Here is a 26,152-nt window from a genome sequence, read left to right as displayed (position 1 = left end):
TGGGAATAAGACAATGGGACGGATGCAGATGGAACTGCACACCGGCATTGACCTGGCGGTGGCCCTGATCCAGCAGGACACCCTGCCGGACCTGCTGAAAACGGCCACTAGCCAGCTGGAAACCACCTTCGGCCTGAGCCGCTGCTGGGCCCTGGAACTCGACCTCAGTGGCCGCACCCTGCACTGCAGCGATCTGGCCGAAGACGGCGAATTCGACTGCGGTGACTTCAGCCACCCCTTTGCCCACGTGCTCCAGACCGGCCAGGCCCGGGAACTGACACGAGCCGCCAGCTACCGCCTCGACCACCCGGGCTTCCAGGCCCTGTTCGACGCCAGCAACCGCCCCCGCTCACTGTGGCTTGAGCCCCTGAGCGGCGACGACGGTCGCACCCTCGGCATGCTCGTGCTGTGCCGTGACGAGCCGGAGTGGGCAGGAATTACTGCACAACCGCTGTACCTGGGGCTTCGGCAACTGCTGGTGCATCAATGGATCACCCAGCTGCAAAGCCGTGACCAGGTCTGGCAGCGCCGGCTTCTGAAGCGCTCGCTCGACCATCTGCACGATGCGGAAACCGTGCGCAATCGGTGCGACCAGCTGGCCCGGACTCTGGTGGGGAACTCCCAGGCCATGACCCGGCTCAGGGCCCAGATCGTCCGCGCGGCAGGCAGCCAGCTATCGGTCCTGATCCAGGGCGAAACCGGTTGTGGCAAAGACGTGGTGGCCCAGGGCATCCACCAGCTCTCCGGACGGGCTGACGGCCCCATGGTGGTGGTCAACTGCGCCGCCATACCCGATACCCTGCTCGAGACTGAACTCTTTGGTCATACCAAAGGCGCTTTCTCCGGTGCCGACCAGACCAAGGAGGGGCTACTGGCCCAGGCCGACGGCGGCACCCTGTTCCTGGACGAAATTGGCGACATGCCGATGGCCCTCCAGTCCAAACTCCTGCGGGTGCTGGAAAGCCGGAAGTTCCGTCCGCTGGGAGCCAGAGAGGAGCAGCGCTCTGATTTCCGACTGGTGGCGGCGACCCACCAGCCATTGCAGGCTGGCATCGAGGACGGCAGCTTCCGCCGGGACCTGTTCTATCGGCTGAGCCAGTTCCCGCTCCGGGTTACCCCGCTTCGGGAGAGGCCGGAAGACCTCGAGGCCCTCAGCCGCCATTTTATTCGTCATTACACCGAGCGGGAGGGGGCCGGCCCCATGGGCATATCCAGCCATGCCCTGCACCTGCTTTCCGGCTACGACTTTCCCGGGAACGTCCGGGAGCTGCGCAACATCATTGAACTGGCCTGTCTGCAGACACCGGTCGGGGATGACATCCAGCCAGAAGTCCTGCGATTGAACGACCTGTTCGAGGCACCCGAGACCTGGGTCGCCGAGCCCGCCGTTGCCGGCCATGAGGCGTTGTCGTGGCTGCCTGACCCCGATGAAATCCGGGATCTTAAAGCGGCAGCCCAAGCGTTCGAAGCGGCTATTATCCGGGAACGGCTGCGCCAGTATGGCGGCAACCGGGCCCAGGCGGCCGAGAGCCTGGGCTTGCCGAAGCGCACCCTGGCCCACAAGTGTCTCAAGTATCAGGTCAGCGAATCATGACGCCGTTTCTCAGGTTCATCCTGCGCTCGGTTGCCCTGGCAACCGCATTCACGGCCTTGCAGCCGTCGGCCTGGGCGGGGCTGATTGAGGAGGCCCGGCGCTGCACCGGTGAAGTTCAGCGGCTTGAACGACTGGCCTGTTTCGATGCGGTGTTTGACACGCCGGTTGATCGTCGGGCCGAGGCGCCGGCGTCGGTGCCTGCAAGCCTGCGCAGCGAGCAATGGCGCCAGGCCTATGCCTCCGCCGGCAACCCGGAGGACACCGGCACGGCCGTGTACCGGGATACCGGCCGGGCAGCCGGGCAGCTGGTTACCGTCGCCGCACTGGGCGTTGAACCACCAAGGCCCCGGCTGGTGCTGCAATGCCACAACAACATCACGGAACTGTCTTTGATGATGCCCGAACCTCTGAAGAGAGAGCGCATTCGTCTGGCCATGGGTTCAGACACCATGGAATGGCGGGTTCGGGACAACGGCTTTGTTCTCAGCGGTGGTCGTGGTCTGCCCTCAATCCACACGGTTCAGACACTGCTGGTGGGCCCGGACGTGCGCATTGATTCCACCGACAGTGCCATCGACGGCTTGCTGTTCGACCTGTCGGGCTTCCGCCAGGCCATTGAGCCCCTGCGGGAGAGGTGCGGATGGTGATCGCCGTTTTGCCGGAGCCAACGTCCCCAAAGGAGCCCTGTTATGCAGGTGATTGAGCAGCACCCCTACGTCAGCCAGGTGATTTCGGCGCTGCCCGGCGAGAGCGGGGTGGGCGAGGCGCTGGGTGAGGATCCGGCCCTCGAGTTCCTCGAGAACGAAATCATGAAAATTGGCTCCCTGGCGCATAACGATATTGACTGGAGCAAGGTTGAGCAGGAAGCACTGACGATCCTGTCTGACCGGAGCAAGCATCTCAAGGTACTGGGATTCCTGCTGCTAGCCCTGCAGCGTGGTGGCGATGGCGAGCGGTTTGCGCTGTCTCTGTACCTGTTGCACCGGGTTCTGGATGGATGGTGGGAAAAGGCCTGGCCCTATCCGGGTGAAAAGGGCCAGAGGGCCCGCAAAATGATGTTTACCCAGATGCTGCAGCGGGCCGGCAAGGGTGTGGAAGGGCTGTCCTTCGACGGCAGTGTTGGCGACGGTCGCCAGTACTGCCTTGAGCTACTGGCATCGCTGCTTGAGCAGGCGTCCATCAGGGCTTTGCCGGAGGAATCGCTGAGTGACCTCAAGCGGGCCATCGAAAAGCTCCCGGTGGCCAGCGAAACCACGCCCGCGCCCTCGCCTTCGACCCCGGAACCCGAGCGCAGCAACGCCCAGACACAGCCATCGCCGGCCACATCAACGGCCAGCCTGGGCACGCTCAGCCTGGATCCTGGCAATGAGCGGGCCACCCGCCAGAGCCTGCTAAAGGTGGCCGATCTGCTGACCGACACCGGCCCCGGTGAGCCGCTTGGCTACCAGCTGCGACGCTACGCCATCTGGCACACCATCACCACGGTGCCACCGACGCGGGACGGCCAGCGAACCGACCTGGCAGCGGTCAGCGCCGACCGCGTCGCAGACTATCGCGAGGCGCTTGAAAAGGCCCCGGACCAGGCCCTCTGGCAGCGGGTAGAACAGAGCCTGTCGGTCAGCCCGTTCTGGCTGGACGGGCACTGGCTGAGTGCCCAGGTTGCAAACCGGCTGGGCCATGGTGAGTGTGCCGAAGCGATTCGCCGGGCGTGCCGTGAGTTTGTGGAGCGATTGCCGCAGTTGCCGGAGCTCACGTTCAATGACGGAACACCGTTCCTGTCAGGGGAAGCGAGCGACTGGCTCTGGACGTCGCCGACTGCGAGCGCCTCCGGCAGTGCCGTTGACGCCTGGGAACAGGTTTATGGCAAGGCCCGGGAGCGGGTGGCCGCTGGAGAACTCGCCGAGGGCATGCAGTTGCTCGAGGACGGACTGGCAGAGGCCCGGGAGCCGCGGGATCGCCTTTACTGGCGGTTGGCCAGCGCTCGCCTGATGAAAGAGGCAGGCCTGAAAACGCTGGCGGCGCAACTGGTTCAGGACCTGCAGGCCCAGGTTCGCGGGTTGGCCCTGGAGGCCTGGGAGCCAACCCTGGTCAAACAGCTTGAGAAGCTGGGCTGACCAAAGACATTCACCAAGGAAGAACACCGGGAATGGATACCATGTGGAGAAAAGCTTTACTCATCGGTCGCTGGCTTTTGCCGTATCTGAAAAACGCAGCCCCGGTCACCCTGACGCTGGGCGTTATTGCCCTGCTGGTGGCCACCTGGTGGCTGGGCCCCCGCTGGCAGATGGGAGGGGAATACCCGCTCGCTGCCTGGCAGATGCGGGCCCTGGTTACCCTGGGGGTGGTGCTGATGGTGGCGATGGTGTGGGGCCTTGTCCTGGCCCGCCGCCTACGCAAGGTGAACGTGAAACAGGCGGAAGAGCAGCGCGAGCAGGAGGACCCCATTCTGCCTCTTGAGCGCAAGCAGCAGCGGTTGCTGGACCGGCAGCTGTCGGCGCTGAAAAGCAACCTGCCGGGGAGGCGTGGGATTTACCGGCTGCCCTGGTATCTGGTCGTGGGGCTCGAGGATGCTGGCAAAACCAGCCTGATCCAGCGCTCCGGCCAGACCTACACCCTCACCAATGTGACCCGCAACCACAGGGCCGATCGCAATGCCTTTGGCTTTGACTGGTGGATTGGCGACCAGGGTGTGCTGATCGACCCCGACGGTGAGTTGTTGAGCCAGAACGACGGCGAGGGCGCCGCTGCCGAAGTCCAGAAGCGGCTCTGGCAGCACTTTGTGACCTGGCTCGAGCAGAATCGTCCTCAGAGGCCGCTCAATGGTGTGGTGGTGGCTGTCGATCTGGCCAGCCTGAGCGTTGCCGATCCGCAGCAACGCAAAGCGCAGGCCATTGTACTGCGAACCCGCCTTCGGGAACTGATGGAGCAGCTCGGCTCCCGTCTGCCGGTGTATGTCACCTTTACCAAGCTGGATCTGCTGTACGGCTTCGGGGCGCTGGCGCGCACGCTCACCAAATCCGAAAAGGAAGCCGTTCTGGGATTCACCTTCCGGCTCGAGGGCCAGATTGACAATGACGACTGGCTTCAGGAGTTTGCCGACCGGTTCGAGGCGATGGTCGGGCGGCTGACCGACCGCCTGCCGGATGTCCTGGTGCAGACCCGCGATGCCGAGGAGCGCTCCGCCGCCTACTCGTTCACCCGGCAGCTGGCGGGGCTGAAGCCGGCCCTGGAGCAGTTCCTGGCGGATCTGCTCTCGGCCGATGTGTTCTCCACGCCGGCGCTGGTGCGAGGCACCTACTTTACCTCGGTGTTGCAGGAAGGTGTGCCGGAGGACGCCTTCGTCTCCGCGGCAGCGGCCAGCTACCAGCTCGCCACGCCCATACAGCCGGCCCAGCGCGCCGGTCAGTCGACGCATCTGTTCACCGAGACCCTGTTTCCCGGGGTTATCTATCCGGAGGCCGGGCTTGCCAGTGACAATCAGCGGGTGGTGCGCGGGCGACAACGTCGCCTGGCCACGGCAGCGGTGATCGCCCTGTGTGCCGGCGCCGGCATGACCGCCGGTTGGCAGCACTTCTTCATCAAGAACGCCGAAGCGGCAGCCGCTGTGGAACAACGAGTCACAGGGTTCATCGACAACTGGCAGCCGGTTGGCTTCGAGCCTGACACCACCGGCCGGAACCTGCTCGGTCCTCTTGATGAACTGCGCCAGGCCACGCTTGCGTTCGGTGACCATCGCCGGAACTGGCCGTACTTGCGCGACATGGGTCTGTACCAGGGGCATCGGATTGGCCCGGAGGTTGAGTCTTCCTACCTGGACATGCTGGCCTACCAGTACTTGCCATCCCTGATGGTGGGTATTATGGCCGAGATGAACGAGGCCCGGGACACCAACGAGCGTCTGGATCATCTGCGGGTCTTGCGGATGCTTTACGACGCCAGCGGCCGCAGGAACGATATTGTTAACGGCTACATGAAAGCCTATTGGCAGCAAGAATTCCCGGGGCAGAAGGCTCTGCAGGAACGTCTGCTCGGGCATCTCGACTATGCCATGGCTCACACCGACCTAGCCCGACAGCGACGCGCCGGTGACCCGGTGGCAGACATGGCGCTGGCGCCCTTTATCAGCAGTGTGGAGTGGGCCCAGCATGAACTCGGTCGCGTACCGACACCCAATCGGGTGTACCGGGACCTCGAAATTGAGGCCGAGCGTGAGTTCCAGGCGCCGCTGGAGCTGGCCCGGGCGGCGGGTCCGGCTTTCGCCACGGTGTTCTCCCGGGTGGACGAGCACGGCGAGCCGGCCAACACCGACACCATGGTGCAGGACCCCCTGACCATTCCCGCACTGCTGACCAGGGCAGGCCTCGAGAAATGGTTCCTCCGCAAATCCGGCTCGGTCACCGAACTGGCCCTGATTGACGCGTGGGTGCTTGGGCGTCGGGAGGATGTGCAGTTCAGTGAGGCCGACGAAGCGGAGCTGCGCGCCAGCCTGCAGTCGCTTTATGCCGAGCACTACACGAACGCCTGGCGCACGGCCATCAGCCGCATCCGAATCCATCGGTTTGAGGATCTCAATCACGGCGTTCGGGTGCTGGAGAGCCTGACCGGGGGCCACGAACCCCTGGCACGGCTACTCGCCCGGGTGCGGGACAACACGCAGCTGGTGCCTTCGGCCGAAGGTGAAACGGCCGGTGCCAGAGAGTTGCTGGAGCAGTCCGCCCATTTCCGGATGCTGCAGGACATCGAGCGCCGCTTTGCCGACCTCAACCAGCTGACCGCTCCGAATGGCGATCAGCCCACCGGCCTTGAGCAGGTTATGGTGGTGGTGAACGAGTTGCACCAGTACCTGCGCAACGTCCAGGAGGCACCGGACCAGGGCAAGGCCGCTCTGGCCGCGGCCCGAGCCCGGCTGAGCCTGCAGGGGGCTGACCCTATCTTCACCCTGCAGCGCATGGCGGATCATCAGCCGGAGCCCCTGAATCGACTCCTCACCAGTCTCGCCACCGAAAGCTGGCGGGTCCTGCTGGACCAGGCTGTGGCCCAACTGGAGCGTGACTGGTACCGGGAAGTCTATCAGCCATTCCAGCAAAACCTGGCCCGGCACTATCCGTTCAATCCGGATGCCGGTCGTGACGTGGCCTTGCAGGACTTCGAACGCTTCTTTGCCCCGGGGGGCATCCTGGACACCTTCTACCAGGACAACCTCAAGCTGTTCCTGGAGGATCACCCGGAGCAGGTGGGTGACGCCCGTCGGGCCAGCCTGGTGCGCCGGGACGTCATGGCCTCCCTGGAAAGCGCCGACCGCATCCGGCGGGCCTACTTTACCCGCAGTGGCTCCCTGGACGTGGAATTTGCCCTGGAACCACTCAACCTCTCCGCCAACAAGCGACGCAGTGTGGTCAATCTCGATGGCCAGTTGGTGGAGTTCAGCCACGGCCCCCGCCAGAGTATTCCGCTGGTCTGGCCCAACACCCTGCGGGACTCGGTGGAAAGCCGGATCACCCTGGTGCCGGTTCAGGTTAACCGATCGCCCCGGAGTCTGTCCGAATCGGGGCCCTGGGCGCTGTTCCGTCTGCTCGACGAGGCCGACATCACCGGCGTGAGCGACAGCGCCGTGGATGTCCGCTTCCAGGTGGACGACGGCGAGATGCGCTACCGCCTGCATGCCGCCAGTAACACCAACCCGTTCACACAGCAGTTGCTGGCGGGGTACCGCATACCACGCAGCTTGTATTAGACTAGTGGCCCCGATCAAAACAGGAGGTTCTGATCGGGGCCAGGGCCTCCACCAGGGATACGGCGAGGCAACGGATTCAATACTCTTCAGGGATCGAAGACATGCCCCAGGCAAGCGGACTGCAGTTCACGGTCACCATTGGTGGCTTCCCCTCCGATCATTTCGCCCTGGTTGGCTTTGCGCTGACCGAACGGCTATCCGAGCTTTTCCACGGTCGAATCGAGTTGGCCAGTTCCGACCCATCGGTGCTGGCGGCGGCGGTTCTGGAGCAGCCGGCAGACCTTGTTATCTGGCGTGACGGCGCCGCCGTGCGGCGTTTCACCGGGGTGGTGAGCGAATTCGTCCGGCGCGATTCCGGTCATCGCAGAACCCGCTACGAACTGGTGATTCAACCGCCGGTGTGGCGACTCGGCCTTATGCACAACAGCCGGATTTTTCAGGGTCAGACCACCGGGGACATCATCCGCGCTCTGCTTGAAGAACGGGGCGTGATTGATACCGAGTTCGACCTGAAACGCCCGCCCCTGGAGCGGGAATACTGCGTGCAGCATCGCGAAAGCGACCTTGCCTTTGTCGAACGTCTGGCGGCCGAAGAGGGTTGGTTTTACCGGTACCGCCACGGGAGCGTTGATGGCCAGGAGCCGCCGGCACTGATCCTGGCCGATCACCACGGCAGTGCACCAACGCTTGAGGCGGCTGAGTACAACAACCGGGCCGGCGGCGCGGAGCAGGGGCCCTGCGTGTATCGGTTCGAACATCGGGAGCGGATTCGGGCAGCCTCGGTGGCCATGAAGGATTACACCTTCAGGAACCCGGCCTACGGTCTGTTGCAGGAGCAGGGCGCCGCCAGTCTCTCCCATCGGGCCGACTATCAGCACTATGAGTATCCGGGTCGTTTCAAGCAGGATCAGGCCGGTGATCGATTCACGGCCGCGCGGCTGGATGCCCTGCGCAACGACGCCACCACGGGCAACGGCGAGAGCAACCGCGCGGATTTTGTGGCCGGCGCCCGAGTGGCGCTGACCCAACACGATAACGAGGCCCTCAACCGCGACTGGCTGCTGGTGGCGGTCACCCACACCGGTCGGCAGCCCCAGGCCCTCGAGGAAGAGGGCGGCAGCGGTGCCACCACCTATCACAACTATTTCAGTGCCATACCCGCCGACCGGACCTGGCGCCCCCTGTGCGAACACAAGCCGCTGATGGACGGCCCCCAGATGGCGGTGGTGACCGGCCCCGAGGGCGAGGAAATCCACTGTGACCGGTACGGCCGGGTCAAAGTCCGGTTTCCATGGGACCGCTACAGTGCCAACGACGAGCACAGCAGCGCCTGGCTCCGGGTGAGCCAGGACTGGGCCGGCGGCCAATACGGTTTCCAGGCTCTGCCTCGTATTGGCCACGAGGTGATCGTGTCCTTCCTGGACGGCGACCCCGACCAGCCGATCATCACCGGCCGGACTCATCACGCCACCAACACCGTGCCCTACGCGCTGCCGGAGCACAAAACCAGAACCACCCTGAAAACCAAAACGCACAAGGGGGAAGGCAGTAACGAGCTGCGCTTTGAAGACGAGGCCGACCAGGAACAAATTTACGTTCATGCCCAGAAAGACTTGGCGCTGCTCACCGAACACAACCGCACCGAAGTCATCAAAAACGACAGCCACCTGACGGTAGAGAACAACCGCTTCAGCCGCACCAGGGGCAACCGCCACCACACCGTGGATGGCGAAAAGCGCGAACAAACCGGCAAGGACCACAGCTTTAACGTCACCGGCACGCTGCACCTGAAAGCCGGCACCGCCTGGCTCAGCGAGTCTGGCACCGAACTCCATATCAAAGCCGGGCAAAAGGCTGTGATTGAAGCCGGTGCTGAAATTACCCTCAAGGCCGGCGGCAGCTTCTTGAAGATCGACCCCAGCGGCGTGGCCATGGGTGGTGCGAGTATCAAGATGAATGCGGGTGGTGCGCCGGGTAAGGGGAGTGGGCAGAAGGTGCAGGTGCCGGAGCGGCCGGGGTTGGTTGAGAAGAACGGAGGAGCTGTTGTGCCTGTTGAGCTCACGGAGGTTGGCCGGAGAGCAAATGCGGGTGTTTTTGAAATCAACTCCGATGCACTCTTGATGGCAGCGTCTGATCGAACAGCGGCCCAGCAATTGTGCCAGAAAAAAATGGATGGAACCTGCGATGTTATTGACTGCCCCTGCGATGGATAAATCAAAATCTTTATTGGGACTTGATCAAACTCTCAGAGATTTTCGAGTGGCATCTGGGGAGCAATGCCTGCTGATCATTGACGCTGCAAGATACGACAAAGTGGATACGACCCAGCAGATCTATACATTGGACGGCAACCCTGATTGGTTCTGGCTATTCGACGGAACGCCTTTTGAACAGCATAAAGACGCCGGCCCGATTGTGGTCAGGACGTCCGTCAACAGTGAACTTTTTCAGTGTGCCGTATCCCGATGGGGGGCCGATGAGGCACTGGCCATCCTGGTTTCGAAGTATGAGCCAAGCAAAGCATTGGCAGGTATTCGTAAAAGCCTGGTAATCCATTTCGAAACATATGGTCCATGTTTTGTGCGGCCATACGATGGGCGTTTTCTCGAAGTGGTGAACACCTGTCTGCCCGAGGCGGTGGGCAGCCTGATCCGTGAAGACGATCTACTGGTATGGTGCACTTGTCACTCTGAAGGAATGTATTGGTCGGGCGCGAGTGGAGTCGGCACGGAGGGGGAGGGGTTTTATGCTCACCAGCCACGCTCCTTAGAGAGATTATTAACGTGGGTAAGTGGTTGGCCTCGGTGCATGGCCATTACGAATAAGCATCGACACCCGACTAGTCATCGAATCCGGATTATTCGTGAATTGTGGTCTGCTGGTCATCCGTGTCCCGAATCGGATGCCGAGTTAGGCGCACTGTGGCAACACGCGGAACTGGAATTCCACGGACCACATGAAAAAGGACTGTAGCAATGTCAGCCATTAAGCCACCACCCTGTACCCCGTCGCGCACCTTTTGGCTGGAATTGGTTGGGGAAGATTCCCTGGACGGGCACCATTACTGTTTGCTGGATCACGAAGCGGAAAATCCGTCTCCAGAGCCAATGGAGCCCTGTGCCGATCACCATGGGAGAATGGGGCCCATTCTGGCCGGCCATGCAGAAGAACCCGCGAAACGGTCGTTGGTCCTGGAGCTCCATGGCGATGAAAAGGTCGTGGTGCCTGTGATAGACCAGGAACAGATCGCGCCAGCAACCCTCCGCCCGCCCCAGAGGAATTTCCAGGACAGCCTGATGGTGGCGGTACACCCCACCTTGTTCTGTGACGCTGGCGAACTAAGCTATCCACGCCCCATGACCGGTCACGAGGAAAGTGTGGCGGCGCCACTGCGAACCGGATGGGTGTACGTCTTTTTCCAAGGGCGCCTTTGGCGCGAACTGTTTGTAGTCACCGCCGAGGAATCGACCCCGTTACTGCGGGATACGGATCTGGCGCGATTCAGGCAGGCCGGCAATGAAGACAGAAATGAACGGACTCCCGTAGGCCCTGAAGTGGACACAGTGCACATCCCGGCCAGGTTACTTGGCCAGGACGTATACGATGATGTGGAACTGGCATTCAGCGATACCCAGTGGTCCTGGCACCAAATCGAAGCCTTGGAAACCGACGACTCGCTCCGTGGCAGCCGGTGCCGTAATGCCCGCGCCGTAAAGGGTTTCCTGGATCGGATACCCGGAGGCATGTTCCCTGACTGGCACCGGGTTGACGAACTTGTTCCCATGCGTGCCCGGGACAACCCGCTGGAGCGGGATATTTTCATGCCGAACCAATGGCTGCGTGATATCGATGGCAGCGACACTCAGAGAACGATGGATGAGATTGTCACCCAGCGAGATGCCATTGAATCCGATGAGGCTGTTGTTGATGCCGACATGGATATCTACCCGCAGATGCTGGTCCCCCGCTGGCGATACCTGCACCTTAAAGGAGAAGCATTACCGGAGATTACCGAAGGCGTGGATGTATTCGAGCCCCTGCGTAACCGCCACCTGTTATCCCTGACATTGCGGGACCCGCTGTTTGCGGCCAGGCACCTCGTTCAGCACATGAATGAAAGCCTGGCGCTTCTCTTGGCGTTGGTGGACAACATCAAGAAGCGGCCTCACGGCGTCACCGCAGAGTTGTTTCACACCAACTTCCGAAGGGAGGTTATGCCGGACGGCTCGAAAAACCCCCTGTGTATAGAGGGGAGCTGGTTTGACAATCGGCTGGATGACAGTGAAGAGGGGCGCCTGCTACGTACTGTCTATGAGGTGGAGCGCGCAGCCCTGCGCCGCTACTTGATCGAGGCCCAGGGTGCGGTTGTACGCCTGATGGAAGACGCACGCGCTGAAAACCTGACGGAAGCGCTGCGTGATCTATTCAATGCCGAGGCCGGTAACGATGTAGCCGGCTACGTTCAAGCCGGCCCTCTGCTCCAGGCTCTGACCATGCCGGTCGGCAGGACCGACCCCATGTTGTTGCCCCAGGATGCGGGCCGGATGAAAGCCAGCGGCGCGGAGGAGTTGAACGAATCCTTGATGGTGGGTGAACATCCATTGGCGGCGCTGCTGTTGCCGTTCAAGGATCCATCGGAAGCATTGCCCGGCGACGCCACTGGTGAAAAGCTCCGTGCCATGGTCAGAGCGCTCCAGGACCGTGAACAGCCGATGCGAGTAGCCGAGGCCAACGTACTGCGCAGCCTTGCGGAGCATTTTGACAAAACCAGTGCGCCTGATATTTCGGAAATGTTCTCGGATACCCGCTTCGGTATGCACGCGCTGTCCGCACCCCTCGCGGAACTCAGCCAATGGTGGCTCGGTGGGGTGCAAGAAACCCTCCTGAAGAAAGGCGTTGCCTTTGAAGCAAAAGTCAGCCAGGTGAAAGGGGCATTCGAAGGCTTCGCTGAAGCCGCCATACCTGGAAAAACCACTCTCCAGTTGAACAGTGCCGAGGATGGCAAGCTTTATACGCTGCTGGACGTGGTGGATGAACAGGGCCATACCCTGACTTCCGGTGCCGCGGTGGGTGCAACACTGAGACTGGCTGACAGTCAGGCTTTTGATGAAGTGATGAGGCGGCGCCCTGTTGGTCAGTTTTTCCATACGGCTTCGGTGAGCCCGATAGGGTTGCCGCCGTTGTTAGTGTTAATGGATTTGTTTAATTTGATGAATGCGGTTGCCTACTCTGATGAAGGCAGTCGACGCAATGTAGGAATAGCGAGTGCGGCGGTGGATTTGGCCGTGAGTTCAGCGCAGTGGGTTTCCGTTTTGCCCAAAAGAACTGTTTGGGTCGACACGCAAGTTGGTCTCTGGAAACAGGAAGCAAAGTGGTTTACCTCGATGGCTAGTTCATTGAGTGTTGCTGAGGAATACGCTGAAGAAGTTATTCGCAACAAACTGCAAGCGGCGGGTTGGATCGCTGGCATGTTTACCGTTTCGGTGATGGTCTGGGATGCGGCGGAAAACGCCTTTCAGGGGCGCCTGAAACTGGCCTCAGCCGACCTGACCAAGGCGGTGGGCGTAGGTGTCATGACCAATTCCGATATCATTGCCGGCCGAATCCTCACCCCCATGGGGCGCCAGTTGGTGCACCGTACCGGTGAGCGGGCCGTGGCAGCGGCGTTGTTATCCAGAGCCGCTGCGGCGTTAGGCTGGGGAGGTACGGTCAGCGCGGGCTGGGTAACCGTCATCGGCCTGGGAATTTATGGGTTGGGTGAATGGCTGTATTACGAAATCAAGGACGATGCCATCAGCAACTGGTTGCGGGGCGGCCCGTTCTCGGGAAGCCTGGAAGATCAACGCCCGGAACTGCTGGAAGAGGATGCCGCATACCTGGGGCTTCTTAAATCCATGATGCCCCTGTCGATAACGAGGGTAACCGGGGCCGGGCTGGACAGCTTCCTGCAGGAGAATGAGCTGTCGCCGTGGCAGGGCGCGGCAGAATCCGTGTTTTCCTTTTCCGCACCGGCATTGGCCATCTCGGGCGAGCCGGTAACCATCGAATGGGAACTGGAATACGAACGTACCCACTACCAGGCGCTGGGCCGGGCCGGTACGAAGACACTTGCCTCTAGGAGCGGCAATACCCGCCACGTCGAGTATCGGTTCGACGGCAGCCATACTATTCATTTCGTGGTGTCGGAGGCCCAACTCCCGGAGATGGTCCCGAACGAGCACAATCACGAATACGTGGCCACGCGCTACTCGGTGAAAAGCCTGGAACTCACCTTCCAGGTCAAGGTCTGGGACCGCCATCAGGAAACCTATACGATTCGGGAGATCAGCCAACAGCTCACCGACCTGGACATCAAACACCATGCAAGCCGGTAACGAACCAATGGCGACATATGTATCGGGCGCCTATCGCCGGGACGCCATTCCCGAGCAGGCACCCCTGAAGGATATCAGTGGGTTTGCGAAGTCCCTGGAGGCAGGGGACTTTATCGAACGGTTGCCCTGGGGCGACTATGCCCATCTTGATATCCACGTGCGGCCACAGTATGCAAAGGCCTATCAGGAGCGTCTGAAATCCGGGAAGAAAAAGCTTGAAGGCGCTGGCTGGACACATCTTCAAAAACCCAAAGACCTTATAAAATCGCGCTGGCAGCTCCTTCTGATGTTTGCCGGCTCCTTCGCCGACTATTCCATGTTGAAGTTTTTGTTGTTTTGTGTTTTTGCTTCAGGAATTCTTACTTCGATTGTCGATGGGACAATTTGGGCCTTTGTTGGTTTTTTGGAAATAGGTGGGGTTATTCTTATGCTGCACCTGTTTTTCCGCTACCCATTCACTTGGTACCTAGAGCGCCACCCCGGACTCATCGTCAAGGACTTGGGGTGCGGTTTCTTCCGGACTACCGGCATGGTGAAGTTTCGTACCTGGCGTGAAGAAACCTTCGAAGCGCCATTTATCGAGTTTGATCCCTACATCTCGTTCCATGTGAACCCCAAGGGCCCGGTGAGCTACAAGCTGCTCCTGCGTCACCGTTACACCGGCTGGCAGACCACCGTGGCCCAGGTGGCGGATATCCATAAAGTGGAGTTGTACGCCCACTGGGACGAACTCCAGCGCTACATGGACGTCAGCCAGCCCTTGCCGGATATCCCGGCCCTCGAACCCTATCGCCACCTGGATCCCACCACGGCTGAGTTTGATGCAGCCGGAAAACGCCAACGCCCCGCCGACTACTGGGCTACGCTGGACTTGGAGTGGTGGGAGAAAGAGGGCTACCCCGCCCATATGGAAAAAATTCGGAACTTCCCGTGGCACACGCTGGAAGACCAGATGCAGTACAGTGTGCCGAATCTGAACGAAGCAGCGATGGCGTAGGCCCCGATTCCGGGGTGGGTTTGAGCGGCTGCCTCTGGTTACCGTTTGCCGGAGACGTCACGGCGTAAATGACATTGAAAAGGAGTTCCCCGTGAAATCAATTCTGCTGCTGATGTCGATCTGCCTGCTTCCTTTCTCCGCATCCGCCGGCGTTTACAAATGGGTGGATGCCAATGGCCAGACCCATTTTGGCGATCGGCCGCCCGCGCAGGCGGGCTCCAGTGAAGTGGCGGTGGATGCCAGACCGGCCGAGGTGGATGCAATGGCGCGTCAACGCCACCAGAAAATGACCGAATTCGTGGAGCAGCAACAGGCGGAACGACAAGCCCGGCAGGCCGCCGATGCCAAGGCCGAAAAAGCGGCCCGGGAACAGGCGGAGCAGTGCAGGGAATTGCGCGCACGGCTGAAGTTTCTGGCCAGTGTATCGACCTTCTACCACCTCAACGATCAGGGCGAGCGAGTGTTTGTCAGCGAAGCCGAGAACCGGCGCATTCGCGACGACTTTCGTAGCAAGGTGAAGGACCAGTGCGGGAGCAACTGAGGCCCTTTGTGGCTCACTGGTCATGGAAACGTCGTCAGGTCGTAATCCTCTGTGTGAACACTGCCTGTGCAGTATCATTCATTGGACAAGGAGCTGGTTATGAAGTTACGCATGTTTATGGGGTTGTCGTTGTGCACGATTGCCCTGTCAGTGGCGCAGGCCGCGCCTGGCAAGTCTCACCATGAATCCTGGGTTCCCCCGGGGCTGGACGAATGGCACCAGTTGGATGCCAAAGCCCCGATTCAACTGGGCCCACGACCCTTTTGGCTGGTCGAGGACATGGATGAGGGACCGCTGAAAGAACGCCTGCAAGCCTGCAATACCCGGAATCTCAAACGCACGGATTTCTCCATTGGCCACCGGGGCGCGCCGCTTCAGTTCCCTGAACACACCCTGGAATCGTACGTGGCCGCGGCCCGGATGGGGGCGGGCATCGTTGAGTGCGATGTCGCCTTCACCAAGGATCGTGAGCTGGTCTGCCGACATGCCCAGAACGATCTGCACACCACCACCAACATCGTCGCCGTACCCGAGCTGAACGCCAAATGCACGCAGCCGTTCGTTCCTGCAGACCCGGCCAGCGGCACGCCCGCACAAGCCGAGTGTCGCACCAGCGACATCACGCTTGCGGAGTTCAAGAGCCTGAAAGGCAAGATGGATGCGTTCAATCCGATGGCGACTACGCCCGAAGAGTATCTGGCGGGCACTGCAGACTGGCGCACAGACCTCTACGCCAGCCGTGGCACCCTGATGACCCACAAAGAGAGCATCGAGCTGTTCAAGGCCCTCGGTGTGAAGTTTACGCCGGAACTCAAATCGCCGGTGGTGGATATGCCGTTCGGAGGCGACTACAGCCAGCAGGATTACGCTCGCCAGATGATCCAGGACTACATCGATGCCGGGGTGAAGCCGAAAGATGTCTGGCCCCAGTCCTTCAATCTGGCGGATGTCCTGTTCTGGATAAACGAGACCCCCAGGTTTGGTAAACAGGCCGTGTTTCTGGACCAGTCAGCGCCCACGCCGGAGAACACCTCGCTGGCGTATATGGAAAGCCTGAAAGCCCAGGGCGTGAACATTCTGGCCCCGGCTCTCTGGAAAATGCTGACACTGGACAGCTATGGCGAGATCGTGCCCTCCGAATACGCGGATAACGCCCGCATGGCCGGTCTTGATCTCATCGCCTGGACGGTGGAGCGTAGCGGCCCCCTGGCGAATGGTGGTGGCTGGTATTACCAGACCATCACCGATGCCATCAACAATGACGGCGATATGCTTACGGTGATCGACGTGCTGGCCAAGGAGGTCGGTGTCATTGGCATCTTCTCGGACTGGCCGGCGACCACTACTTTCTATGCCAACTGTATGGCCAGCACCGTCGCGCGCTGAGCCCTCGGGGTGTCCCGTTGGGGCGCCCCATCACCCTTTCTTCATGAACGACGAATGACGAATTCTTAGTCCGGACGTAACCCACTCCGGCCGGATTCCCCTGTACGGTGAGATCAGGTATCTGGAAGTCAGCCTTCAGGTGCCGGGTAAGGACAGGACATCTCAACCTCAGGAGGAACGTCATGCATTCCGCAACCCGCTATTTCCTTGCCGCTTTCCTGACCGCCTCTGCGCTCACAATGCCGGTCGCCATGGCGCAGAATGGCCCGGACCGGGACCAATCAGGCCCCTATGTCAGTGGTAGCTACGGTGGTTACAAAGCTCACGGAGGAGACTTTGAAGACGAAAACGATATGCTGGGTGTGGCACTCGGATATCAGTTCAACCCGCTGTTTGCCCTTGAGGCGGAGTACATCGATTTTGGCAACTTTGGTCAGGATGACGTAGAAGGCAAGCTCAAGGGTGTCAGTGTCGGCGCGGTTGGTCGTCTGCCGCTCACCGAGAGCTTCGGTGTCTATGGCAAGGCTGGCGCCTTCGCCTCGGCGCTGGATGTCGATGCCTTTAACGAGAGTGAAACCTACGATGAGGTCACTCCGTTTGTCGGGGCCGGCGTGGATTTCCGGGTGACACCGCGGTTGTCGGCCTTTGCCGAGTACAATCGCTACAACGTGGACGTGGATGAAGAGGATTTCAACGGACAGGTCACCAACAGTGGGCCGGAATTCGATACCGGTCGGGTTGGCCTGAAGTATCAGTTCTGATGTCTTTTATTCCGTCATAACAGTGAGGCGCGGTGTGTAGCCGCGCCTCACTGCATCGCTATAACCGGTTCTATTGCACGTTCTCAAGCTCGCCGAACCGGTCGGCGAAGAGGGCGGAGGAGAGATAACGCTCCGCGCTGTCCGGCAGAACCACCACGATGTTCTTGCCCTGGTGCTCCGGCTGTTTGCTTACCCTTACCGCAGCCACCACAGCCGCGCCACAGGAAATGCCGCAGAGAATCCCTTCCTCCTGCATCAGCCGATGGGCCATGTCCATGGCCTCTTCATTGGATACTGCCTCCACTTGGTCCACGAGATCCAGATCCAGGTTCTTGGGCACGAAGCCCGCACCAATGCCCTGAATCTTGTGGGGTGAGGGTTTGGGGTCCTCGCCGTTCATCACCTGGCGAATCACCGGCGAATCGCTCGGTTCCACGGCCACCGTGTGGATCTGTTTGCCCTTGGTGTGCTTGATGTAGCGGGAGACTCCGGTCAGCGTGCCTCCGGTGCCCACGCCGGACACGAATATGTCGATGTCGCCGTCGGTGTCGTTCCAGATTTCGGGCCCGGTGGTGTCCTCGTGAATCCGGGGGTTGGCCGGGTTCTGGAACTGCTGGGGCAGGAAATGGTTGTCAGGATCCGAGGCGAAGATCTCCTCGGCCTTGGCGATGGCGCCCGGCATACCCTTGGCGGGTTCGGTGAGTACCAGCTCGGCACCCAGGGCCTTCAATACCTTGCGACGCTCCAGGCTCATGGATGCCGGCATGGTCAGGACCAGTTTGTAACCCCGGGCCGCCGCCACGAAGGCCAGGGCAATACCAGTGTTGCCGCTGGTGGGTTCAACGATGGTCATTCCCGGTTTCAGGGTGCCGCGCTTTTCAGCATCCCAGATCATCGCGGCACCGATACGACATTTCACCGAATAGGCCGGATTGCGGCCCTCGATCTTGGCCCAGATGGTTGCGCCGTCGTTCACCCGGTTGAGCTTGACGAGCGGGGTGTTACCGATGGAGAGGGAGTTGTCCTCGTAGATACGTGCCATGGCGGTCTCCTGATGGTTGTCCTTGTTCCACAAGCATAGTAGCAGCAGCGGCGTTCAGGTAACGTTCTGGACTCAGATCGCACGCACCTCGGTCCGATTGCGCCCGTTCTGCTTGGCCTGGTACAGGGCGTTGTCGGCCTGGCGAAGGTACTCCGCGGCGCTTGCCTCCGGCCCCGGTCTTCCGGTAGCCAGGCCGATGCTGATGGTCATCCGGATCTCCTCATCCTGGAATCGAACACTGGAGTGGGCCACGGCCTGCCGGAGGCTCTCCAGTCGGTTACGGAATTCGTCGCGGTCCTCAAAACTGGCAAAAACCACGAACTCTTCTCCACCGAACCGGGCCAGACGGTCGGTTTCACGCCGAAAATGCGAGCGCATGATTTCCGCCATGGCCTTGAGGCACAGGTCGCCGGCCTCGTGGCCATGGGTATCGTTGATTCGCTTGAAATGATCGGCGTCCACCATGGCCACCGCAAATCCGGAGTGGTGGCGCTGGCACCACTGGAAGCTCTTGCGGAATTCCTGATCAAAATAGCTTCGATTGCCCAGCTGAGTGAGGTCGTCGGTGACGCTGAGGCGAGCGAGGGTTTCGTTGGCAACGGCCAGCTCCCGGTTGAGCCGACCGAGCTTGCGGTTCCAGTAAACCAGCAGCACGGTGATCAGGGCACCGACGATGGCGAGTTGCCATAGCAGGGAATAATCCACCGACTGTTTCAACTGGATGTTTCGCCAGTGGCTCTCCAGGCTCCGCCGCTCGTCGATGGTGAGGCTGGCCACCAGTTTCTGCATGATACCCAGCAACAGAGGTTCGTCCGAGCGGGTGGCCACCGAGAGCGACCAGTCCGCGGGGATGCGGCCAATCACTTTCAGTTCGGGAAAACCCAGGTCCTGAATGTAGTGGCTGGCCGTAGGCAAGGTGGTGATATAGCCGTCCAGCTCGCGCCGCTGAAGACGGCGAAGCCCTTCCTGTTCGTTCGGTACTTCAACCAGGTTGAGTGACGGGTATCGTTCTTTCAGTAATTCGGCAAAGGCATAATCTTCCACCACGCCCACTTTTTGTCCGCGCAGGTCGCCGACCCGCTCGATGAAGGGCGCCTCAATCCGGCCCAGCACCACATTGGGCGCCACCAGATAGGGTTCTGTGAAATTCATGAACTCGGAACGCTCCGGTGTCTTCATGGCCATGGCCAGGAGGTCACAGCGCCGCTCCCGGGCGGCGACCATGGATTGCTGCCAGGTTTCGGTGGGCAGCACCTCGAACCGGATCGGGGTCCGTTCTGCAAACAGGCGGAATACCTCTGCGGAAAGGCCGATATGCTTGCCCTCCTCGTTGAAGCCTTCCAGCGGAAGCCAGTCGGGATCGATGCACATGGACAAACGGTACCCGCGGGCTTCGAGCCACTGTTGCTCGCCAGCGCTGAGCGACACTTCGCCCGTAGCCGACCTTTGCCGGCTGTTGCTGGCGCCAAGCCATCGGTTTTCGATGGTCCGCATCTCGTCGGCGCTGATACTGGCCAGGGCCTGGTCCAGAATATCGGTCAGTGGTGCCAGGCCCGGGCGAACGCCAAAGCGCAGATCCTCACCGGGCAAGCCCTCCAACAGCAATTCACCTGCGATGCGCACACCCGTGAGGCCCAGTTCCCGGATCCAGAAATTGCCGTTGGGCAGTGCCGCCAGAACCACGTCCACCTCGCCCCGGGCGAGGGCTTCGAACATGGCATCCTGAGCAGTGAAAACCCGGGCATCGTCGCCGAGCCTCTCGCGCACCGGTTTCTCGTAGTAGATACCTGAGCCGAGCGCCACGCGCTGACCCTGCAAATCGGCCAGTGAGTTGAAATCCAGGTCGGGATCGAGGGTAAAGGCAACGTTCGGTATGGTGTGGTAGGGCTCGGTGTAGCGGGTAAAGGCAGTGCGCTGAGGGCGGAACGACATGTTGGCGAGCACGTCGATTTCACCATCACGAAACAGCGGCAGCAGCTCAACCCATTGACCGCTCACCGGGATCACCTGCAGACCGGTCAGGTCGGACAATCGGTGCAGGACGTCAACGGTCAGGCCCTCGATGCGGGTGCCGCTGTCGAAGCTGTAGGGGGCATAATCGCGCATGAGTCCGACCCGCACCGGCCCTGTTTCGGCGATGAATCGGCGCTGTTCCGGGCTGAGCACCAGGTCCTCGGAGGCGGCCAGGCGGGTGCCACCGAATTCCTGCCAGCGCTCCAGCAGTTCCAGGATGCGTTTTTCGGGAATCTGCTCGAGGCCCGCATTGATTCGCTTGAACAGAGCTTCATTGGACTTCAGGACACCGAGTCGGAAATCCTCCCTGGACAGCTCGCCCAGCGGCGCTTCGCCAGCAATGGCGAGAAAACGGAACCCGGCCTCGTTGGCGTAATACTGCAGGGTTAGTCTTGGTCCGATAATTACATCCACCCAGCCGAATGCCAGAGCACGGATCAGGCTGTACAGGGAGTCATAGCTGGTGTGCTCGATGCCGAATTCGCGCAGCCGCTCGGCATAATAGACATCGCGAACCACACCTACGCGCAAACCCTGTAAATCCTCGATGGATTGCACCTCGCCAATCGGGTGCTGTGTGTCGTGCATCAGGTAGGTCTGGCGAATGTGGTAGGGCCCGGTGAACAGAATTTCCTGAGCACGGTCCTGCCGGAAGGAGATGCCATCGATGACATCGAGGTCCCCGCGCATAAAGGCGCTGTAAATTTCCGGCCAACTGCCGGCCCGAAAGGTGAACTCAAGGCCTGATTGTCTGGCCACGTCCCTCAGAACATCCACGGAAAAACCGCCTGCCGTGCGACCTTCAACGAAGGAGTAGGGTTTGTTATCGGCCACGATGCCGACGGTGATCGGATGAGTGTTTTCCTGGCTATGGGCAGAGGCGGAAACGAGCAGCCCCGTGATGGCCAGCAGAACGAATAAAGCGACGCTCACGAACGGGTTCGGAAGGGAATGGGCAGGGCAGTTCATGGGGTGCCGACGGTCCTTAACAGCTACATATCCAGTGTAGTCTCAACCGTCGACCTTGCCTACTGCCGGTTATTCAGGCGCCGACGGATCGGCCCGTATAATCAGAGAAATCAGGTTTCCTGGGTTGGTGCTGGTCGTCGGTCATGTAGGCGGACGTCAGGATGAATTCCGCGGTGGCGCGGTTGCAGGCCACGGGAATGTTCCAGAGTGCTGCGATGCGCAGAAGCGCCTTGATGTCGGGATCGTGGGGTTGGGGCTCCAGGGGGTCCCAGAAAAACACCAGAAGGTCTATTTCGCCCTCGGCAATCTTGGCGCCAATCTGCTGGTCGCCACCGAGGGGGCCGCTGAGCAGGCAATGTACATCGTCCCGTTCCAGGCTCTCACGTAGCAGCCGACCGGTGGTACCCGTCGCATAAAGCTTCAAGGGGGAGAATCGGGTGCGGTTTTCGGCAACCCAGTCCACCAGCTCCTTCTTTTTGTTGTCGTGCGCCACCAGAGCAACGGATTTTACGGCCATTTGAGGTAAAGTCTCCTGTGCAAACCGTTTGATTGCTAACGGCCAGTGTTTCACAGGCTGGCCCTGGACGGAATAGGAAAGAGGTGTATGTCCGCGACTGAATCCATTGAATGGAAAACCACGCCGGCGGCGGTCTGGCGGCGTCATCGCTCGGGCCTTCGGCCAATTCGGCGGCTCGACCCCGTACAGTGGAGCGATCTGACCGGTATCGATCGGCAGCAACAGGCCCTGGGCCGGAACACCGAGCGGTTCCTGAGCGGAGCCCCTTCCAACAATGCGCTGCTCTGGGGCGCCCGGGGCACCGGAAAGTCGTCGTTGATCAAGGCCCTGCTCAATCGCTACCAGGACCGAGGGCTGCGCATGATTGAGGTAGACAAGGACGACCTGGTCAACCTTCCGGAGATTGTCGACGAGATTTGCGATCTGCCGTTCCGGTTTGTGATCTTCTGCGATGATCTGTCCTTTGACGTGGGCGAGACCGGGTACAAGGCCCTGAAGAGCGTCCTCGAAGGCTCCCTGGAGTTGCCGCCGGAGAATGTCCGGGTGTACGCCACCTCCAACCGCCGGCACCTGATGCCGGAGTTCATGTCCGATAACCTCAAGAGCGAGATGCGCGATGGCGAGCTGCATCCGGCGGAGGCCATCGAGGAGCAGGTATCGCTGGCGGATCGGTTTGGCCTGCAGCTGTCGTTCTACGCGTTCTCCCAGGACGTCTACCTGCAAGCGGTGGATGCCCTGTTCCCCGACGCGGCAGACCGCGACGCCCTGCATCGGGAGGCCATTCGCTTCGCCACCGCCAAGGGCGTTCGCAATGGTCGCACCGCCCAGCAGTTCTATCGCCAGGTGGCCGAAAAGCCGGGACACTAGCCGTTACTGGTGTTTGGCCATTCGGATAAACCGGTGGTGAACCACACGCACGCCCAGGTAGACCAGTGCCATCACCACGGGAATGGCAATGCCCAGGACCAGGGTCTTGTTGAATTCGAGCCCGGTGCCCTGCAACGAATCCAGGCCGAGCTTGAGCAACCCGATCAGGTAATAGGTGATGGCCACCACCGAGAAGCCTTCCACGGTGTGCTGCATCATCAGCTGGATCTTGGAGCGGCGGTCCATGGAGCTCAATACCTGCTGATTCTGGCTCTGGATGGCCAGCTCCACCCGGGTGCGCATCATGTCGGAGGCCCGATCCACCCTCCGGGACAAATCCTCCAGGCGCTCACTGACGGCCTCGCAGGTTTTTACCGCCGGCGTCAGGCGCCGGGTCATGAACTCGGTGAGCGTCAGGTGGCCGGAAAGCTCGTCTTCCCGCAGCTCCTCCAGCCGCGTCAGTACCAGTCGGTGGTAGGCGCGGGTGGCCGAAAACCGGAAGGTGGATTGGGCCCGGAACGCTTCAATCCGGGCGGCAATGTGGGTCAGCCGGGCCAGCAGGGTTTCCTCGTCCACCGCCTCGTTCTCCGCCAGCGACCGGGTAATCACCGCCAGCTGTTCGTCCATGTCGTTCAGGGAGGGTGTGATGTCCCGGGCCACCGGCAGCGCCAGTAGCGACATCAGGCGGTAGGTCTCGATTTCCATCAGCCGCTGGGTCAGGCGCCCCAGCTGGCTGTCGGACATGTGGTGATTCAATACCATGAACCGCCCGAAGCCGTCGCTGTGCAGGCGGAACGTGCCCCAGACCCGAGCGGCGCCTTCCTGGGGGCTGCTGCCGACCAGCCGCATGCCCTCGAAATGCTTGCGCACATAGTCCAGGTCGTCCCGGGTGCCTTCGGCGGCAGGTCCGACATCCAGATGGAAGGCGGCAATCACGGTGCCGGTCAGTGCTTCGAGCCAGCCCTCCGGCAGGGGTGAGATGCCGGTTTCCAGGAACGGGGCCTGGTCGCTCGCTGCCAGATTGATGAAGGTGTAGGACGCAAACTCCATGTGCATTTCACGCCGAACCCGGAGTGTGCCGAAGGTGTGCTCGAAACAGCTCACCTCCTTTTCTGGTACCGGGTGACCCAGCAGGCGGTGAAGCTCCTGGAGGTGATGGAATTGCGCCTGTCGCTGCTCGGGCGTGGTCAGCACCGCGATCTGGGAGACCCGAGCCGGGGTGGGCAGAACCTGGAACGGCCGGGAATGCAGCTCGTTATACAACTCGTTTCGCAGCGGATGGATATCGAGAGAAGCCAGGCATGAGCTCACGGGGCGGTCCTGTCATCAAGAATGGATAGTTGGGATGGTAACCCGGAAGCAAACCCCGTCAATGCCACTTTGGGCGCGGTTTCGCGCCTCCACACGGCCTCCGTGGTAGTCCGCAATCAGACTGACAATCAGAAGGCCCTGGCCCAGATGACCCTGTTGCTGACCGTCCCGGAGGGACACAAACGGGCTGAAGATATCGGTCTCCCGGGCCTCGGGGAGTCGGGACCCCTCATTGAATACCGACAGTTGCAACGAGCCGGCCTCCCGTCCGACGGCCACTTCAATCAGACCGTCCTCGGGCGTGAAGTCGCGGGCGTTATCCACCAGCTTGTCCAGCAGCTGAACCATCAGTTCCGGTGAGCCCAGCATCGGGCAGGGCTGATCCGGACCGACAAACTGTATGCGATGGTAACTGTCCAGCGCCTGGTAGGCGTCGGTGGCTTCGGCAACCACCCCGGCAAGGTCAAACGGTTCCTTGTCGGCGTGGTCGAGGCTCTGTTCAAGGCGGGCCGCCTCGCTCATGCCGTTGAGGATCTGGCTCAGTCGATCGGTGGCCGAGGCTGCCCGGTCGAGGTACTGGCGTCGCTCCTGGTCTGACTGGCAATGTTGCAGGTTCTCCAGCGAAGAGCGCACCACCGCTACCGGGGTCTTGAGCTCATGGGAGAGTCGCCGGGAAAAGCTCTCGAGGTAGCGGTTGTAGCCCTGCAGGCGGTCCACCATCAGGCTGAACTGGCGTTGCAGTTGCCCCAGTTCGTCGTTGGCCCGTGACGGCGGCACGGTGCCGGTAATGCGTCCGTCCTCATCGATGCTGGCGCCAACCGCTCGTTCCAGCCGGGTGATGCGCCAGGACAGCCAGCTTGCGTAACCCAGCAGAACCAGTGTGAGAGCGACGATAATCAGCGTGCTGCGGGCAATCACCGAGCCCAGTGTGGAGCCCGAAAGCGTCAGTAACTCATCAATGGACTGTTCGAGAATCAGCGTCCGATTGCCGAACACGGTACGGGTGGTCAGCAGCCAGACGCTGCCGTCGTCGTGCCTCACCAGGCCCTGATCGGGCAGACTCTCCGGCGCCAGCCGGTCGATGCCGGTGGGCATGGCCGCCGGTTCCGGCTGGTAGAAGCGTATCAGCGCCCGTAGCGCATTCAGACTGATCTGCTCAATCACCTCAAGTGGTGTAAGCGTGTCGAATTCTGGCCTGATTTCCCTGGTGTCCCCTTGCTGTGTCGCGATTACCCAGCCCGCCGGCTCGATCAGTCGCACCTGCTGCCCACTGCCCAGTCGGGGCGCAAGCCGCCGTTCGATCATTGGCTGCCGCCGCACCAGCACCGGCAGCGGATCGGTGGCGGTGGCCACCGCTTCGTCGGGGTTTTCACCCCATTGAGCGCGGAAGCCAAGACGACTGCGGTCTGGTGGTACAGGCAACTTGAGCTCTACCTGCCAGCCCGAGCCGGCACCCTGCCAGACGCCGGATACCCGATAGTCCGGCGCACCGGAGGTGGCAGACAGGCCGTAGAACTGGCCCGGCGCCGGTGTCTGCAGCCGCCAGGCCTGGCCTGCATCCGGACCCAGGCTTCCGGAGGCCGGTTGGAGCCAGAGCGTCAGGCGATCGTAGGGTTGGTCGGGCAAGCCCGGGTTGAAGAAAACCGGTTGGCGCTGGTTCACCCGTATCAGCAGGTACAGGTGCCGTTCATCCGTTGCGGCCTGCCACTGCAGGGTTGGTTTGTCAGCACCGGGCGTAGCCTGGCTCTGCCACTCGGCGCGGCCGCCGTCCTCCTCGTATCCGGGCCAGTCGTCACCGTAGCCGTCAAGATTCAGGGTTCCGGTCAGCGATTTCACATAAATGGCCGGCTGGCCCGGCGCGACCGGGTCCAGGCCCACGAGGGCGTCGCCTGCCACATCGGCCAGGCGCACCGCCTGTTCCTGAAGCTGCTGACGGGCCTGCTGGCGCAGGGCATCGTCCAGTTCCAGAACAAACTGCAGCCCGGCCCAGGGAATCAGCAGCATCAACAGGCTGGCAACGAACAGCTGGCGTTTCAGGTTCAAGGA

17 protein-coding genes are annotated in these 26,152 nt (G+C 61.2%); 12 read left to right on the top strand and 5 right to left on the bottom strand.

Features of this window, described 5'->3' with window-relative positions:
* Positions 1-22 precede the first annotated feature (22 nt).
* From BM344_RS09400 to BM344_RS09350, 11 genes are all read left to right on the top strand, one after another.
* The gene (locus BM344_RS09400; protein WP_091990967.1) at positions 23-1,594 is read left to right on the top strand and encodes a sigma-54-dependent Fis family transcriptional regulator; all 1,572 of its coding nucleotides are present in this window, start codon (positions 23-25) and stop codon (positions 1,592-1,594) included.
* Positions 1,591-2,241 carry a type VI secretion system-associated protein VasI gene (vasI, locus tag BM344_RS09395; protein ID WP_091988737.1) on the top strand — a complete coding sequence of 217 codons (651 nt, stop codon included), beginning with the start codon at positions 1,591-1,593 and terminating at the stop codon, positions 2,239-2,241. The genes BM344_RS09400 and vasI overlap by 4 nt, the downstream gene beginning before the upstream one ends.
* A gap of 42 nt (positions 2,242-2,283) precedes the next feature.
* Complete coding sequence (gene tssA / locus BM344_RS09390) at positions 2,284-3,708, top strand: type VI secretion system protein TssA (protein WP_091988734.1); 1,425 nt, start codon at positions 2,284-2,286, stop codon at positions 3,706-3,708.
* 32 nt (positions 3,709-3,740) lie between these two features.
* The gene (tssM, locus tag BM344_RS09385) at positions 3,741-7,328 is read left to right on the top strand and encodes a type VI secretion system membrane subunit TssM (protein WP_091988731.1); all 3,588 of its coding nucleotides are present in this window, start codon (positions 3,741-3,743) and stop codon (positions 7,326-7,328) included.
* 101 nt (positions 7,329-7,429) lie between these two features.
* A complete protein-coding gene (locus BM344_RS09380) occupies positions 7,430-9,541 on the top strand; it encodes a type VI secretion system Vgr family protein (RefSeq protein WP_091988728.1) in 2,112 nt (703 codons plus the stop codon).
* On the top strand, positions 9,513-10,301 hold the full coding sequence (locus tag BM344_RS09375; protein ID WP_167363227.1) for a DUF4123 domain-containing protein: 789 nt from the start codon (positions 9,513-9,515) through the stop codon (positions 10,299-10,301). Before BM344_RS09380 ends, BM344_RS09375 begins: the two co-directional genes overlap by 29 nt.
* A gap of 2 nt (positions 10,302-10,303) precedes the next feature.
* Positions 10,304-13,702, top strand: a complete 3,399-nt coding sequence (locus tag BM344_RS09370; RefSeq protein ID WP_091988722.1) for a hypothetical protein — start codon at positions 10,304-10,306, stop codon at positions 13,700-13,702.
* Complete coding sequence (locus tag BM344_RS09365; protein WP_091988719.1) at positions 13,689-14,699, top strand: hypothetical protein; 1,011 nt, start codon at positions 13,689-13,691, stop codon at positions 14,697-14,699. The genes BM344_RS09370 and BM344_RS09365 overlap by 14 nt, the downstream gene beginning before the upstream one ends.
* Positions 14,700-14,790: 91 nt before the next feature.
* Positions 14,791-15,240, top strand: coding sequence for a DUF4124 domain-containing protein (locus tag BM344_RS09360; protein ID WP_228143587.1), 450 nt, complete (start codon positions 14,791-14,793; stop codon positions 15,238-15,240).
* A gap of 99 nt (positions 15,241-15,339) precedes the next feature.
* Positions 15,340-16,626 (top strand): glycerophosphodiester phosphodiesterase family protein, encoded by a 1,287-nt coding sequence (locus BM344_RS09355; RefSeq protein ID WP_208603388.1) that lies wholly within the window; start codon positions 15,340-15,342, stop codon positions 16,624-16,626.
* 182 nt (positions 16,627-16,808) lie between these two features.
* Entirely contained in the window at positions 16,809-17,387 is a 579-nt protein-coding gene (locus tag BM344_RS09350; protein ID WP_091988716.1) for a porin family protein, read from the top strand.
* Positions 17,388-17,457: 70 nt separating this feature from the next.
* On the opposite strand, the gene cysK is transcribed toward BM344_RS09350, so the two are convergent.
* The 3 genes from cysK to BM344_RS09335 all read right to left on the bottom strand — a co-directional run bounded on the left by cysK (position 17,458) and on the right by BM344_RS09335 (position 21,928).
* Positions 17,458-18,429, bottom strand: coding sequence for a cysteine synthase A (gene cysK / locus BM344_RS09345; RefSeq protein ID WP_091988713.1), 972 nt, complete (start codon positions 18,427-18,429; stop codon positions 17,458-17,460).
* Between the two features lie 72 nt (positions 18,430-18,501).
* Positions 18,502-21,411, bottom strand: a complete 2,910-nt coding sequence (locus tag BM344_RS09340; RefSeq protein ID WP_091988710.1) for a transporter substrate-binding domain-containing diguanylate cyclase — start codon at positions 21,409-21,411, stop codon at positions 18,502-18,504.
* A 73-nt stretch (positions 21,412-21,484) separates the two neighbouring features.
* Complete coding sequence (locus tag BM344_RS09335) at positions 21,485-21,928, bottom strand: methylglyoxal synthase (RefSeq protein WP_091988707.1); 444 nt, start codon at positions 21,926-21,928, stop codon at positions 21,485-21,487.
* 87 nt (positions 21,929-22,015) lie between these two features.
* On the opposite strand from BM344_RS09335, the gene BM344_RS09330 reads away from it, so the two are divergent.
* A complete protein-coding gene (locus tag BM344_RS09330) occupies positions 22,016-22,795 on the top strand; it encodes an ATP-binding protein (RefSeq protein ID WP_091988703.1) in 780 nt (259 codons plus the stop codon).
* A gap of 3 nt (positions 22,796-22,798) precedes the next feature.
* On the opposite strand, the gene BM344_RS09325 is transcribed toward BM344_RS09330, so the two are convergent.
* Entirely contained in the window at positions 22,799-24,106 is a 1,308-nt protein-coding gene (locus BM344_RS09325; RefSeq protein WP_091988700.1) for a DUF3422 family protein, read from the bottom strand.
* Between the two features lie 15 nt (positions 24,107-24,121).
* Positions 24,122-26,149, bottom strand: a complete 2,028-nt coding sequence (locus tag BM344_RS09320; protein WP_091988698.1) for an ATP-binding protein — start codon at positions 26,147-26,149, stop codon at positions 24,122-24,124.
* Positions 26,150-26,152: the final 3 nt, after the last annotated feature.

Origin of the sequence: Marinobacter gudaonensis (assembly GCF_900115175.1) — a bacterium.
GTDB lineage: Bacteria > Pseudomonadota > Gammaproteobacteria > Pseudomonadales > Oleiphilaceae > Marinobacter > Marinobacter gudaonensis.
Note: the sequence above shows the minus strand (reverse complement) of the source record. Positions and strands in the feature narration are given on the sequence as shown.